The sequence below is a fragment of the Massilia sp. UBA6681 genome, assembly GCF_002454935.1.
Lineage (GTDB): Bacteria > Pseudomonadota > Gammaproteobacteria > Burkholderiales > Burkholderiaceae_D > Telluria > Telluria varians.
Window position 1 is genome coordinate 45,461 of sequence record NZ_DKJX01000112.1, and the last position, 13,612, is coordinate 59,072.

Here is a 13,612-nt window from a genome sequence, read left to right on the forward strand (position 1 = left end):
AAAGCCGTCTGTTTTTAATGCGGCATATATGTCGGGTGCCTGCGGCGCCCGGCCGTCGTTCCTTCTGGAATCGCGGTGTGTATCAAAAGTATTAATCAAGCACTGGCGTAACGTCAATCACCAAATGATCAACGGCCTGATTATTTGCCTTCGCTGCAACGCACAAACGCGCAATTCGCTCAAGTCGATGATTGATTGGGACTTGGTCAGCAAGTTGATTATTTCTGCGTTGACACCCCTTGCCCGGCTGCTTTCTACTGTCTGTCGATGCCGCAGAACGTGGCGGTTGCAGGACATTGGAAGAGAGACGCATCGTCCGCTCGGACGATGACAAAACAATCAACTTGGAGAATATCTTGATGGGCGCAATGAGCGAAACGAAACAACGCGAAGCAATCACTTCGCGCTGGGACGACGGTGTGGCCGCGAACATGAGCGAGCCGGAACTGTTGCTGTACCGTTCAAACCTGCTGGGTTCGGACCTGCGCATTACCAATTTCGGCGGCGGTAATACCTCGGCCAAGGTCACGATGACCGACCCGCTCTCGGGCCAGCAGGTCGAGGTGCTGTGGGTGAAGGGCTCGGGCGGCGACCTGGGTTCGATCAAGATGGACGGTTTCTCGACCCTGTACATGGACAAGCTGCAGGCCCTGAAAGGGCGCTACCGCGGCCTGGAGCACGAAGACGAGATGGTCGGCTACCTGCCGCACTGCACCTTCAACCTGAATCCGCGTGCGGCCAGCATCGACACCCCGCTGCACGCCTACATCGCCCACAAGCACGTCGACCACATGCACCCGGATTCGTGCATCGCGATCGCCGCCTGCAAGAACAGCCGCGAACTGACCGCCAAGATCTTCGAAGGTGAACTGGGCTGGCTGCCGTGGCAGCGTCCGGGCTACGACCTGGGCCTGAAGCTGGAACAGGTGTCGCAAGAGAACCCGGAACTGAAGGGCATCATCCTGGAAGGCCACGGCCTGTTCACCTGGGGCGACACCTCGAAGTCGTGCTACGAAACCACGCTGGCGATCATCAAGCGCGCCGAGGATTGGCTGGCTGCGAACATCCAGCAGCCGGTGTTCGGCGGCCAGGCCAAGCAGGCACTACCCTCGGCCGAGCGCGCCGCCCTGGCAGCCCGCCTGATGCCCCTCCTGCGCGGCAAGATCAGCCAGGACGAGTACAAGCTGGGCCACTTCGACGACAGCGACGCCGTGCTGGAATTCGTCAACTCGCAGGACCTGGCGCCGCTGGCGGCCCTCGGCACCTCCTGCCCTGACCACTTCCTGCGCACCAAGATCCGCCCGATGGTGCTGGACTTCGATCCGGCAGCGCCGGACTTCGAGCGTCTGGTCGCCGGCCTGGACCAGGCACTGAGCGACTACCGCGCCGACTACACCGCCTACTACGAGCGCTGCAAGCGTTCCAACAGCCCGAAGATCCGCGACGCCAACCCGATCATCTACCTGATCCCGGGCGTCGGCATGCTGTCCTTCGCCAAGGACAAGGCAACCGCCCGCATCGCCGGCGAGTTCTACGTCAACGCGATCAACGTGATGCGCGGCGCGAACGGCGTCGACAGCTACGTCGGCCTGCCGGAGCAGGAAGCGTTCGACATCGAATACTGGCTGCTCGAGGAAGCCAAGCTGCAGCGCATGCCCAAGCCGAAGAGCCTGGCCGGCCGCATCGCCCTGGTGACCGGCGGCGCAGGCGGCATCGGCCAGGCGGTCGCCCGCCAGCTGCTGCAGGAAGGCGCCTGCGTGATGGTGACCGACATCGACAGCGAAGCCCTGGCCGCTGCCCAGCAGGACCTGAGCAAGGTGGCGGGCAAGGACAACGTCGCTGTCGTGCGCGGCAACATCACCAGCGAGGAAGACGTCGCCCAGGTGCTGGCCGATACCGCCCTGCGTTTCGGTGGCGTCGACCTCCTGGTGTCGAACGCCGGCATTGCCTCGGCCGCGCCGCTGGACGAAACCACGCTCGACATCTGGAAGCGCAACCAGGACATCCTGGTCACCGGCTACTTCCTGGTCAGCCGCAGCGCCTTCCAGATCATGAAGCAGCAGAAGCTGGGCGGTAGCATGGTCTTCGTGGGCAGCAAGAACGGCCTGGTCGCATCGGCCGGCGCATCGGCCTACTGCACCGCCAAGGCGGCCGAACTGCACCTGGCACGCTGCATCGCGCTGGAAGGCGCCGAGCACGGCATCCGCGTCAACGTCGTCAACCCGGACGCGGTCATCAAGGGTTCGCGCATCTGGGACGGCAAGTGGAAGGAAGAGCGCGCCGCATCGAACAAGATCGGCACCGACGACATCGAAGAGTTCTACCGCAAGCGCTCGATGCTGAAACTGAGCGTTCTGCCGGAAGACATCGCCGAAGCCGTCTACTTCTTCGCCAGCGACAAGTCGGGCAAGAGCACCGGCAACATCCTGAACGTCGATGCCGGCAACGCCGGGGCATTCACCCGCTAAAATAGAAGGCTGCGCAGCGGGCATATCGTCCGCTAGCGCAGCATGAAGGAGACACGCATGAAACACCTGATCGACGCCGGCCTGGTGCAAGACCAGAACGCCAAACTGGAAGCCAATCTGCAGGCTGACTACGACGCCCTGGGCGGCGTGCTGTCGCGCCGCGGCCTGGACATCGACAAACTGACCGCACTGGCGCAGACCTTCGAAGTGGCGGTCCCGAGCTGGGGCGCCGGCACCGGCGGCACGCGCTTCGCGCGCTTCCCGGGCCGCGGCGAGCCGCGCAACGTGGTCGAGAAGCTGGAAGACTGCGGCGTGATCAACCAGCTGACCCGCGCCACCCCGGCCGTGTCGCTGCACTTCCCGTGGGACAAACCGAGCGACACGTCCGAACTGCGCGGCGTCGCGGAAGAACTGGGCCTGGGTTTCGACGCCGTCAACTCGAACACCTTCCAGGACCAGGTCAGCCAGGAACACACGTATAAATACGGCAGCCTGACCGCCAACAACGCCCAGGCACGCGCCCAGGCAGTGGCCCACAACATCGAATGCATCGAACTGGGCCAGGCGCTCGGTTCCAAGGCACTGACCGTCTGGGTCGGCGACGGCGCCAACTTCCCGGGACAGAGCAACCTGCGCGGTGCGCTGGAACGCTACCTGGAAAGCATGCGCCAGATCTACGCCGCGCTGCCGGACGACTGGAACATCTTCATCGAGCACAAGCTGTTCGAGCCCGCGTTTTACGCCACCACCATCGCCGACTGGGGCACGAGCTTCGCCTGCGCCACCACCCTCGGCCCGAAGGCCAAGTGCCTGGTCGACCTGGGTCACCATGCACCGAATACCAACATCGAGATGATCGTGGCGCGCCTGGCGCAGTTCGGCAAGCTCGGCGGCTTCCACTTCAACGACAGCAAGTACGGCGACGACGACCTGGATTCGGGCTCGATCAATCCGTTCCAGCTGTTCCTGGTGTTTAACGAGCTGGCCGACGCCGCCCTGCGCGAAGGCCCGGGCTTCAAGCCGGCCTACATGCTGGACCAGTCGCACAACGTGACCGATCCGATCGAAAGCCTGATGAGCAGCGCCGTCGAAGTGCAGCGTTCCTTCGTGCAGTCGGCCCTGGTCGACCGCGCCGAACTGGCTTCGCTGCAGGAGCAGAACGACGTGCTGCAGGCCGCCCAGTGCCTGAAGCGCGCCTTCCGCACCGACGTCGGCCCGATCCTGGCCATGGCCCGCGTACGCGCGGGCGGCGCCGCCGATCCGGTGGCGGCCTACCGCGCCAGCGGCTACCGCGACCGCGTCGCCAGCGCCCGTCCGGCCAAGGCCGGCGCAAGCAGCAGCGGCATCGTCTGATCCTGGTTGTGGCGTCCTCTCGGGGACGCCATTTTTTTTAAGAAGCAGGAGAAGAGATGAGCACCACGACGCGCGCATTCCGGATGAAACTCAAGCCGGGCAACGAGGAAGAATACCGCCGCCGCCACGACGAGATCTGGCCGGACCTGGCCACGCTGCTGCACGGGGCAGGGATCCACGATTATTCGATCTTCCTGGACGAGGAGACGCTGGACCTGTTCGCGGTCATGAAGCTGCATCCGGGGCACGCACTCGGGCCGCTGCCGGAACATCCGGTGATGAGGCGCTGGTGGGATTACATGGCGGATTTGATGGAGGTCGAGCCGGGGAACCGGCCGAAGGAGTGGCCGTTGAAGCAGGTGTTTCACCTGGCTTGATTGTGCTCGCACCGCCTATTCTCTGCGTTGACCCATGAACGTCATTCCCGCGAAGGCGGGAATCCAAGTTTGCATACGTTTCGACAGCTTATGCAGAACTTGGATCCCCGCCTTCGCGGGGATGACGTGCTGAGGGCGCGGGCACGTTCAAGCGCCACCCTAACTCGCGCAGCCTCACTTCGCACGATCGAGCAGCCCACGCATCTTCAACCACTCCTCCGCCCGCCGCGGCCAGCCAGATGCCGTCCCCAGCCCATCCCGCATCCCCATCCCGTGCGACCCCTGCTCGAACAAATACATCTCCGCCGGCACCTTGTGGCGGGTGAGCGCCTGGTAGAACAGGATGCTGTTCTCGACCGGCACCGCCTGGTCGGCCTGGGTATGGATCAGGAGCGTGGGCGGGGTAGCGGCCGTCACCTGGCGCTCCGGCGACATCAAGGCCAGGTCCGCCGCGGACGGCGCGGCCCCCAGCAGCGCCTTGCGCGAGCCGGCGTGCACGGCCGGGCCTTCCATCGCGATCACCGGGTACATCAGCATCAGGAAGTCCGGTCGCGCACTCAGCTTGTCCAGTTCCGCGCCGGTGCGCCCGAGCGGATGCTCGTACAGGGTGCCGGCGGTGGCGGCCAGGTGCCCGCCGGCCGAGCTGCCCATCACGCCGATGCGGTCCGGCTGGACCTTGAAGCGCGCCGCCTGCGAGCGCACCAGGCGCACCGCGCGCAGCACGTCGCGCAGCGGCGCCGGGTGGCCGAATTCCTGCTGGCGGTAGGTCAGGACAAAGCTGGCGATGCCAAGGGTGCTGAGCCAATGCGCGTACTGCTCGCCCTCGCGCCGGGTCGACTGGCGCACGTAGCCGCCGCCAGGGCAGATGATCACGGCGGTGCCGTTCGGCCGGTCCACCGCGGCCGGGTAGACGGTCAAGCTCGGCTCGGTGATGTTGGTGGTGCGGCCATCTTCATCCACTTTGTTGGGCCCGAGTTCTGCCTTGGCGTCGGGCACGCCTTCGGGCCACAAGGGCAGCACCAGCGGGCCGGCGACGGCGGGCAGCGATCCAAACGTCGTGAGCGCGAGGCCGGCAGCCAGCTGCGTCATCGTGCGTCTCCTGTTTTCATTCATGGAAGATCCTCTTATGGTAAAGCTGACTGAACTTTGCAGCATTTTCGCATCCGTCGCCCTGCTGGCCGGTTGCGCCACCCAGGGCGTGCGTCCCTTCGACGGCGCCGGTGAACTGGAGCTGGTGAGCGCCCCGGGCATCGACCCCTCGACCGTCTGGTCACGCGGCGCCGATGGCGTCGTCAAGGTGAGCGGCAAGCCGGCCGGCTACATCGCCACCCGCGCCGGCTACACCAACTACCGCATGCACGTCGAATGGCGCTGGCCGGGTCAACCTGGCAACGCCGGCGTGCTGCTGCACGTGGCCTCGGGGCCGAAGGATGGCGCCTGGCCGCTCAGCCTGCAGGTGCAGACCAAGCACGGATTCGCCGGCGACATCCTGCCGATGGCCGGCGCCGGCTTCGTCGAGCCGCTCACCACGGCGCCGAACGCCTACCCGGCCATCAAGGGGCATACGGGACCGGACAGCGAACGCCCGGCAGGGGAATGGAACAGCGCCGACATCCTGGCGCGCGACGGCGTGATCGAGGTGGCAATCAACGGCGTGCCGCAGAACCGCGTCAGCGCGGTGAAGCCGGCAGCCGGCCGGATCGGCTTCCAGCTCGAGGGCGTGCCCTACGAGCTGCGCAACATCGCGATCACGCCGATCGACTGATCACTTTCGCTTCAGCCAGGCGTCGGGAACGGGCACCACGACGATGTTCATCGAACGGCCGTCTTCCGACAGCATGGCCGACTGGATCTGGATCTTGGTCCCATCGGCGCTGAAGGTCGGGTGCGGGTGGTCGGCGGCGGTGGTCTTGTGGCCGGTGGTGAGCATCATCATCTCGCGGGTCTTGCGGTCGATCAGGTAGACGCTGCGGCTGAAGTCGTCGCCGACGGCGAAGCGGCCGTCGCTGGAACCGTGCACGTGCCACAGGCCGCTGCCGGACGGGGTCTGTCCAACGATCTGCATCTGCCGGGTCCGCAAATTGACGATCGCCAGGCCGGTCGGCTTCTCGCGGGTGCCGGTCTGGCCCCAGCCGTCGTCCTGGCCCGGGTTGGCGCCGCCGACGTCGGTGGCGGGGCCTTCCACGGCCTTGGCCGCGCCCGGGATCGGACGGTGGCCCATGATCGCCATCGCCACTTCATCCTTCGAGATCACTGCCTCGTGCGTCACCCATTCGTAAGAAGCTTCCGGGTACAGCGGGCGCAGGCCGCTGCCGTCCGCCATCACGGTCCAGGTGCGCTGCGGCGACTTGCCGCCGGTCTCCCAGCAGAACACGATCTCGCCCGGGTTGTACAGGTTGGCCTGGATGTGGCCGACCTGGAAGGGCACCGAGACCACGTGCTTGACTTCGCCGGTCTTGACGTTCAGGCGCGCGATGCCCTGCGGGCCGGCGCCCATCTTGCGCGGGCCGAAGGCCGGCTCGATCTTGGTGCCGGGCGCCAGGTGCTTGGCGGCCTGGCCCGGGCCCACCTTGAAGTAGACCCATTCCTCGTCCGCGTCCAGGGCCAGGTCGCCGCCGGCTTCCAGTTCCGGCGGCAGGTTGGCGGTCACGCGCTGGTAGCTGCTGGCCGGCTGCATGCGGCCGGCGGCGCTGTCGGCGAAGACCCGCGCAAGGTCGGTCTCGACGATCTGCAGGACTTTGTCGTTGTCCGGCGCCTTGCGCATGTAGTACAGCTTCATGGACTTCTGCGCGAGATTGAGCATGCCGGTGTAGCCCCCCTCGGTCACTTGCACCAGGTCGCCGGTGGCCTCGTTCACGGCCACCGCTTCGCTGCCGGCCAGGCGCGAGCGGAATACCAGCCACTTGCCGTCCGAGGTCCATTGCGGGTGGGTCGGGTAGATCTTCGAGTCGCCGTGCGGTTTGCTGGTCAGGAAGGTGAGCATGGTGCCGGTCACCGGGTCCTTGACGACTTTGCGCTCGGACGGGAAGCGCTTGCCGATCTGGGCGGACGCGTCGAGGCTCAGCGTGAGCGCGGCGGAAAGGCAGAAGAGGGTGGCTAAGCGGGATGGCATGGTGGGGTCTCCATATTGTGATGTTGTCCGCTCATTCTCCCAGCAGGAGTTGCTCAGATCTAATCATTCTGGTGATTCTTTCTGCGTCTTTACTGCCGGGTTGAGCGGTGGCGCATAGAATCAAGGGAAAGCTATAACACATGGAGACCCGTCGATGTCATACCTAGACGCCTTGATTCGCGCCGGCGCGATCCTGTTGCTGGCCTGTGGAATCGCACAAGCACAGACCCCGGCAGCTGCCGTCAATACCGATCCGGCGCGCGCCCAGGTCAAGCTGCCCGAGCCGGCCAACCCTGCGCTGCCGTCGATCATCCTGATCGGCGATTCCACCGTGCGCAACGGCCATGACGACGGCCAGGGCAAGGGCGCGGAGGGGCAGTGGGGATGGGGCAATCCGCTCGCCGCTTACTTCGATCCGAGCAAAGTCAATGTGGTGAACCGCGCGGTCGGCGGCCTGTCCAGCCGCACCTACGTCACCTCCGGCCACTGGGAGCGCACGCTGGCCTTCGTGAAGCCGGGCGACATCGTCCTCATGCAGTTCGGCCACAACGACGCCTCGGCGATCAACGACGACAAGCGCGCCCGCGGCAGCATCCGCGGCATCGGCAGCGAGTCCCAGGAGATCGACAACATCCTGACGGGCAAGCGCGAAACCGTGTACAGCTACGGCGGCTACCTGCGCAAATACATTCTTGAAACCCGCGCCAGGGGCGCCACGCCGGTGGTGGTGTCGCTCATCCCGCGCAAGGCCTGGGTGGAAGAAGGGCCGGATGCCGGCAAGGTCCGCCGCAACAAGGGCGACTACGCCGGCTGGGCCGAGCAGGTCGCGCGCATGGAGAAGGTCGGCTTCATCGACCTGAACGAGCTGGCGGCGCGCCGCTACGACGAGATGGGCCGCGAGGGCGTGATGAAGATGTTCCCGACCACCGTGCCGGACGAGCGCATCCACACCAACTGGGCCGGCGCGGCGCTCAATGCGCAGCTGGTCGTCGGCGGCCTGAAGGCCCTGGGCGACCCGCGCATGGCCAGCTTCCTCAAGCCGGTCGAGGACGTGCGCCCGGTGGTCGACGCGCGTACCGTGCGCGAAGAAGCGCCGCTGGACGCCAGGCTGCCGACCCTGTTCCTGGTGGGTGACTCCACCGTGAAGAGCGGCGGCCAGAACGGCGCCATCGGCTGGGGCGAGCGCATCGCCCAGTACTTCGATACCCGGAAGATCAATGTGGTCAACGCCGCCATCGGTGGGCGCAGCAGCCGCACCTTCTTCACCGAAGGGCGCTGGGACCGCGTGCTCGGCCAGATGAAGCAGGGCGACATGGTGGTCATCCAGTTCGGCCACAACGACGGCGGCCGTATTGGCGACCCGGCCAACAAGAACCGCGCCTCGGCGCCCGGCATCGGCCCGGAGACGGTCGAGGATACCCGTCCAGACGGGATTAAGGAGCAGGTGCACAGCTTCGGCTGGTACACCGCCAGGTACATCGCGGACGCGAAAGCGAAGGGCGTGACCGTCGTCATCGCCTCGCCCATCCCGCACCGCGACAAGTGGCAGCAGGAGCGCGACTTCGCCAACTTCGCCGACTGGGGCCGCCAGGTTGCCCAGGCGGGCGGCGCGCACTTCATGGACCTGACCATGCTGGTCACCGACGGCTACCACAAGATCGGCGCCGAGCGCGTCGACACCTTCTTTTCGGACGCGCGCACCCACACCAATGCCGCCGGCGCCGAATTTAACGCGCAGCGCGTCGTCGCCGGCCTGAAGGCGCTGCCGGGCAATCCGCTGCGTCCGTATTTCTCCGACAAGGCAACGGGCATCCAGTGATGAAGGCATTGTTCGCGACCTTGCTGCTCGCCGCGGGCAGCGCGCAGGCGGCCTGTGAGAGTTGGGGCGAGAAGGGCGCTTTGCTCCATCAGGACAATTTTGACGGTTCGCTGGAGGGCTACGTCAGCGAATATGTGCGCAAGCCGGTCAACTTCATCGGCAACCGCGACGGCCGCCTGGTCATCGATGTCGACTCCGGCGCCACCGTCTGGCTCGACAAGCCGCTATCCGGCGACATCCTGATCGCCTACACGCGCCGCGTCGTAATGGCGGGCGGCCCGAACGACCGCCTGTCCGACCTGAACCACTTCTGGATGGCGCGCGACCCGGCCAACAAGAACCTATTCACCCGCTCGGGCAAGTTCGAGGACTACGACGACCTCGACATGTATTATGCCGGCGTCGGCGGCAACCACAACGAGACCACCCGCCTGCGCCGCTACGCCGGCGGCCAGCGCGTGATGGTCGCCGAGCGCCTCGGCGCGGACTGGATGCTCCAGCCCAACCGCGACTACCGGGTCGAGATCGCGGTCTACCGCGGCTGCACCCGGATGCTGCTCGACGGCCGCGAAGTATTTTCCTATCGCGACCCTCACCCGTTCACCCAGGGCTACATGGGATTTCGCACCACCTGGTCGCGCCACACCATCGATAACCTGACGATTCACCAGCTGAAATAAAAAGGAGACACCCAAGATGACCACCCCCATGCCGCGCCGTGCACTGATCGGCCTGCTCGTTGCGAGCCTGTTCCCGGCCATGAGCGCCATTGCCCAGGACGCGCCGGCGGCCCAGGAAAAAGGCCCGGCCGCGGCCGATGCGATGCTGCACGCCCTGGACGTCAAGTACCCGACCCGCTACCAGCCGATGGAAGCGGGCGAGGTCAAGGCCGTGCTCGACCGCGTGTTCGCCTACCTGGACCGCACGACGCCGGCTGAGCTGATCCACAAGGGCGACAATTCGCCGATCACCGACCTGAGCAAGGCCGAGCCGGACGCTGTCTTGAGGCCGGGCGACTTCCGCCTGACCAGCTACGAATGGGGCGTCACCTACCTGGGCATGCTGGCCGCCGGCCAGGCCACCGGCGACCAGCGCTATACCGACTACACCCAGAAGCGCCACGCGCTGCTGTCGCAGCTGACCAGGACCTACCTGCCGGTGGTGCAGGCCGACCGCGCCAACTCGATGGCGCCGATCAAGAGCTTCCTGAACCCGCACGCGCTGGACGACGCCGGCGCCCTGTGCCACAGCTTCCTGAAAGCCCAGGTGGGCGGCTCGAAGGTCGACTACAGCCAGATGGTCGGCATCTGCGGCGACTTCGTCACCAAGCACGAGTACCGCCTGAAGGACGGCATCCTGGCGCGCGGCGGACCGGACGGCAAGGGCGGCCGCAAGATGCGTCCGCTGCCGGACACGATCTGGCTGGACGACATGTTCATGGGCGTGCCGACCATGGCCTACCTGGGCAAGGTCACGGGCAACCGCAAGCACTACGACGACGCCGTCAACCAGGTGCTGCAGTTCTCGAAGCGCATGTTCAACCCGAAGCTGGGCATCTACATGCACGGCTACGTCGAAGGCATGCGCGACCATCCGGAGCTGCGCTGGGCGCGCGCCAACGGCTGGGCGGTGATGGCCATGGTCGAGGTGCTGGAAGTGCTGCCGAAGGACCACAAGGGCTACAACCAGGTGCTGGCGCAGCTGCGCGCCCACATCAAGGGCCTGGCCGGCTACCAGACCAAGGAAGGCTTCTGGCACCAGCTGATCGACCGCAACGACACCTACCAGGAGACCTCGGCCACCGCGATCTACACCTACGCCATCGCACGCGCGGTCAACCGCGGCTACGTCGATGCGCAGATGTACGGTCCGATGGCGAACCTGGCCTGGAACGCGGTGGCCAGCAAGGTCACGACCGCCGGCCAGATCGAGGGCATCTGCGTGGGTACCGGCATGGCCTTCGACCCGGCCTTCTACGCCTATCGTCCGACCAGCGTGAAGGCGGCGCACGGCTACGGCCCGACGCTGCTGGCCGGCGCCGAGATCATCGAGATGAACAAGAAGTACAAGTTCGGCTTGAATGACAGCGGCCTGATGTTCCAGGGCGCGCGCTGACCGATGTGATGGCCGGGTCCGACCCGGCCTGCTGAAAAACTCGGGGGGTGATCGGCGTTGCCGGTCCCCCCCCGTGTCGTTTATGGTTTCGCGGCCCTGATCCTGTCAACCAAGCTGGCCGGCACCGCGAATGCCGTCCCATGCCGCACCCGCTGCGTGGTGCCGGCGTTCGGGAAGCGCAGCTTCGCAGTCACGTCCTCCCAGTTCACCATATCGCGCGTGCGCAGCGCACCGTAGTGCCCGGCCGTATAGGCGTCGTAGTACACGATCACCTCGTCGCCCACCTGCAGCACGCTCGGCCCCTCGCTCCACAGGCCCGGCGGCGTGATCGGCGCACCCAGCGCCCCGAACGGTCCCTCGAAGCTGGACGCCTGCGCCACCCGCAGGTGCTTCATCGGCGGATAACGGGTCTCGTCCTTCACCAGCAGCCAATCCTTGCCGAAAGCGTGCGCCAGCGTGGCGTCGATCACCGAGAAGCCCGGGTCGTAATACAGACGCGTCGGCGTGAAGCTGACGAAATCCTTCGTCGTGGTGGCATAGATGCGGTGGTTGTACTTCTCCTCGCTCTTGCCCTCGGTTTCCGGGAAGCGCCCCGGGACCGTGGACGACCACAGGATCAGGTAGTGGCCCTGTTTGGCGTCGTAGAAGAGCTCGGGTGCCCAGGCGTTCAGCGCGGTCGGCTCGTGCCCCATCACCGGGATCTCGCGCTGGGGCGACCAGGTCAGCAGGTCGGGCGAGGAAGCGTAGCCGATGCCGCGGTCGTTCCAGCCGCTGGTCCAGACCATGTGGTACAGGCCGTCCGGCCCGCGCACCAGGCTCGGGTCGCGCATCAGTTTCGCGCCGCCCACGGTGGGCGTGAGGAAGCTGGCGCCGCCGTGCAAGGCTTCCCACTGATAGCCATCAGTACTGGCGGCCAGGTGCAGGCCGTCGCCGCCGTTGCCGATGAAGTAGGCGAACAGGTAGGCCTGTTTCTCCTCATTGCGCAGCAGCGGCGCACAGCCGGCCAGCAGGGCGGCGCCTGCGATCGCGCCGAGGGCGGCGCGGCGCTTCATCGGGCGCTCCCGGTGCTGGAGACGCGCACCTCACGGTTGCTCTCATCGCCGGCCGGCCGCTCGGCCTTGCGGCCGGGGCTGGGCGGCACGGCGAATGCGCTGACCGGGTCGGGACGGGCCGGGTCGAAGGCGAAATCGTCGACCACGTGGCTGGCCACCGGCAGCTTGGCCTGGCGCATGCCGAGCACGATGGCCTTGGCCAGCACGTAGCTGCCGTAGTTGTTGTGGTGGGTATTGTCGAGGCGGTCCGGCGCGGGCAGGGCGAAAGCCGCCTTCGAGCCTTCGACGCCGAGGGCCGTATACATGGTCTGGCTCATCGCATGCAGGTCGATGAAGGGCACGTTCAGTTCCCGGGCCGACTGGCGCGCCGCCTCGGCGTAGTCGGTCAGGGTGAGCTGGATTTTCCCCGCCGGGTCGAAGCGGCGCCGTTCCATCGACGAGACGATGACCGGCAGCCCGCCCCTAGCGCGCACCATCTCGACGTGGGTCTTGATCTCGGCCTTGTAGGTAGTGAAGGGGCCGCCCTTGCCGGACGCGATCTGCTTCTGGTCGTTGTGCCCGTACTGCATCAGGAGCGTGTCGCCCGGCTTCATCTGGCTCAGGATCTTGTCGATGCGGCGCTTGGAGAGCGAATCGCGATAGGTTTCGCCCGATTGCGCGTAGTTGGCCACCGCCACCGAGGGCTTCAGGAAGCGCGGCAGCATCTGGCCCCAGCTGTTGTAAGGCTCGCCCGGCTGGTCGCTGACGGTGGAGTCGCCCAGCAGGAACAGGGTCGGCACCTGTACCGGCGTGATCTCAACGGTACGCACCGCCGGGCGCGTGCCGTTGAATTCCAGGGTCAGGCGCTGGTCCCAGGCCCAGGCTTCGCTGACGGTCTCGCGCGGAACGTTGAGCTTGACTTCGCCCGGCGCGACGCCGTTCGCCGCCGGGATCTGCGGAGTGCGCACGTTGACGATGAAGCTGCGCTCGAGCTTCTGGCCGGGCGCGGTCTGCACGTTCTCGAGCGCCAGGCGGCGCAGTTCGGACTTGATGGTGGTGGTAGACGGCTGGGTGTCATCGCCCAGGGTGACCGTCACGCGGTAACTCCCTTCCGGGAGGTCGACCGAAAAATAGCTGCCCTGGGCCGCACCCGGCTCGAAGCCGTAGCCGCGGCCGGCGTCGTAGATGGTGCCGGTGCTCACTGGAGTGTAGCCGGCCGGGGCCGCGCTCCCGAAGGCGAAGCGCTTCGCCTGGTCCGCCCGGGGCTGGGCAGCGCAGCCCGCGAGCAGGAGGGCGCCGATGGCGGCGCCAAGGATGGTCAATCGCATATTCGTCCT

11 protein-coding genes are annotated in these 13,612 nt (G+C 66.3%); 7 read left to right on the forward strand and 4 right to left on the reverse strand.

Annotated features, from left to right (window positions below):
* The first annotated feature begins 359 nt into the window (after nt 1–359).
* From B2R83_RS20970 to B2R83_RS20980, 3 genes are read left to right on the forward strand one after another with little or no spacing between them, the layout of a single operon-like run.
* Nucleotides 360–2,468: a bifunctional rhamnulose-1-phosphate aldolase/short-chain dehydrogenase gene (locus B2R83_RS20970; protein WP_156923863.1), complete on the forward strand. Its 2,109-nt coding sequence runs from the start codon at nt 360–362 to the stop codon at nt 2,466–2,468.
* 57 nt (nt 2,469–2,525) lie between these two features.
* Complete coding sequence (rhaI, locus tag B2R83_RS20975) at nt 2,526–3,821, forward strand: L-rhamnose catabolism isomerase (protein ID WP_292044652.1); 1,296 nt, start codon at nt 2,526–2,528, stop codon at nt 3,819–3,821.
* Between the two features lie 56 nt (nt 3,822–3,877).
* The gene (locus B2R83_RS20980) at nt 3,878–4,198 is read left to right on the forward strand and encodes an L-rhamnose mutarotase (RefSeq protein WP_292044654.1); all 321 of its coding nucleotides are present in this window, start codon (nt 3,878–3,880) and stop codon (nt 4,196–4,198) included.
* Nucleotides 4,199–4,372: 174 nt separating this feature from the next.
* Here B2R83_RS20980 and B2R83_RS20985 read toward each other — a convergent pair whose 3' ends face one another.
* Nucleotides 4,373–5,287 carry an alpha/beta hydrolase gene (locus B2R83_RS20985; protein ID WP_292044656.1) on the reverse strand — a complete coding sequence of 305 codons (915 nt, stop codon included), beginning with the start codon at nt 5,285–5,287 and terminating at the stop codon, nt 4,373–4,375.
* Nucleotides 5,288–5,324: 37 nt separating this feature from the next.
* On the opposite strand from B2R83_RS20985, the gene B2R83_RS20990 reads away from it, so the two are divergent.
* Nucleotides 5,325–5,963, forward strand: coding sequence for a 3-keto-disaccharide hydrolase (locus tag B2R83_RS20990; RefSeq protein WP_292044658.1), 639 nt, complete (start codon nt 5,325–5,327; stop codon nt 5,961–5,963).
* Here the strand turns inward: B2R83_RS20990 and B2R83_RS20995 are convergent, their stop codons facing one another.
* Entirely contained in the window at nt 5,964–7,310 is a 1,347-nt protein-coding gene (locus B2R83_RS20995) for a hypothetical protein (protein ID WP_209588483.1), read from the reverse strand.
* Between the two features lie 154 nt (nt 7,311–7,464).
* Here B2R83_RS20995 and B2R83_RS21000 point away from each other — a divergent pair, with 154 nt between their 5' ends.
* From B2R83_RS21000 to B2R83_RS21010, 3 genes are read left to right on the forward strand one after another with little or no spacing between them, the layout of a single operon-like run.
* Nucleotides 7,465–9,129 carry a rhamnogalacturonan acetylesterase gene (locus B2R83_RS21000; RefSeq protein ID WP_292044660.1) on the forward strand — a complete coding sequence of 555 codons (1,665 nt, stop codon included), beginning with the start codon at nt 7,465–7,467 and terminating at the stop codon, nt 9,127–9,129.
* Complete coding sequence (locus B2R83_RS21005; RefSeq protein ID WP_051996478.1) at nt 9,129–9,809, forward strand: DUF6250 domain-containing protein; 681 nt, start codon at nt 9,129–9,131, stop codon at nt 9,807–9,809. Before B2R83_RS21000 ends, B2R83_RS21005 begins: the two co-directional genes overlap by 1 nt.
* Before the next feature lie 16 nt (nt 9,810–9,825).
* Nucleotides 9,826–11,244, forward strand: a complete 1,419-nt coding sequence (locus B2R83_RS21010) for a glycoside hydrolase family 88/105 protein (RefSeq protein ID WP_036211204.1) — start codon at nt 9,826–9,828, stop codon at nt 11,242–11,244.
* Between the two features lie 80 nt (nt 11,245–11,324).
* On the opposite strand, the gene B2R83_RS21015 is transcribed toward B2R83_RS21010, so the two are convergent.
* Nucleotides 11,325–12,296 carry a glycoside hydrolase family 43 protein gene (locus tag B2R83_RS21015; protein WP_292044663.1) on the reverse strand — a complete coding sequence of 324 codons (972 nt, stop codon included), beginning with the start codon at nt 12,294–12,296 and terminating at the stop codon, nt 11,325–11,327.
* On the reverse strand, nt 12,293–13,603 hold the full coding sequence (locus B2R83_RS21020) for a rhamnogalacturonan acetylesterase (RefSeq protein ID WP_292044664.1): 1,311 nt from the start codon (nt 13,601–13,603) through the stop codon (nt 12,293–12,295). Before B2R83_RS21020 ends, B2R83_RS21015 begins: the two co-directional genes overlap by 4 nt.
* Between the last annotated feature and the right edge of the window lie 9 nt (nt 13,604–13,612).

Excerpts from the sequence above, each read along its gene's own strand:
- B2R83_RS20985 (WP_292044656.1), bottom strand. The coding sequence starts at position 5,287 with ATGACGCAGCTGGCTGCCGGCCTCGCGCTCACGACGTTTGGATCGCTG.
- B2R83_RS21010 (WP_036211204.1), top strand. The coding sequence starts at position 9,826 with ATGACCACCCCCATGCCGCGCCGTGCACTGATCGGCCTGCTCGTTGCG.
- B2R83_RS21000 (WP_292044660.1), top strand. The coding sequence starts at position 7,465 with ATGTCATACCTAGACGCCTTGATTCGCGCCGGCGCGATCCTGTTGCTG.
- B2R83_RS20995 (WP_209588483.1), bottom strand. The coding sequence starts at position 7,310 with ATGCCATCCCGCTTAGCCACCCTCTTCTGCCTTTCCGCCGCGCTCACG.
- B2R83_RS20990 (WP_292044658.1), top strand. The coding sequence starts at position 5,325 with ATGGTAAAGCTGACTGAACTTTGCAGCATTTTCGCATCCGTCGCCCTG.
- B2R83_RS20980 (WP_292044654.1), top strand. The coding sequence starts at position 3,878 with ATGAGCACCACGACGCGCGCATTCCGGATGAAACTCAAGCCGGGCAAC.
- B2R83_RS21005 (WP_051996478.1), top strand. The coding sequence starts at position 9,129 with ATGAAGGCATTGTTCGCGACCTTGCTGCTCGCCGCGGGCAGCGCGCAG.
- B2R83_RS21015 (WP_292044663.1), bottom strand. The coding sequence starts at position 12,296 with ATGAAGCGCCGCGCCGCCCTCGGCGCGATCGCAGGCGCCGCCCTGCTG.
- B2R83_RS20970 (WP_156923863.1), top strand. The coding sequence starts at position 360 with ATGGGCGCAATGAGCGAAACGAAACAACGCGAAGCAATCACTTCGCGC.
- rhaI (WP_292044652.1), top strand. The coding sequence starts at position 2,526 with ATGAAACACCTGATCGACGCCGGCCTGGTGCAAGACCAGAACGCCAAA.
- B2R83_RS21020 (WP_292044664.1), bottom strand. The coding sequence starts at position 13,603 with ATGCGATTGACCATCCTTGGCGCCGCCATCGGCGCCCTCCTGCTCGCG.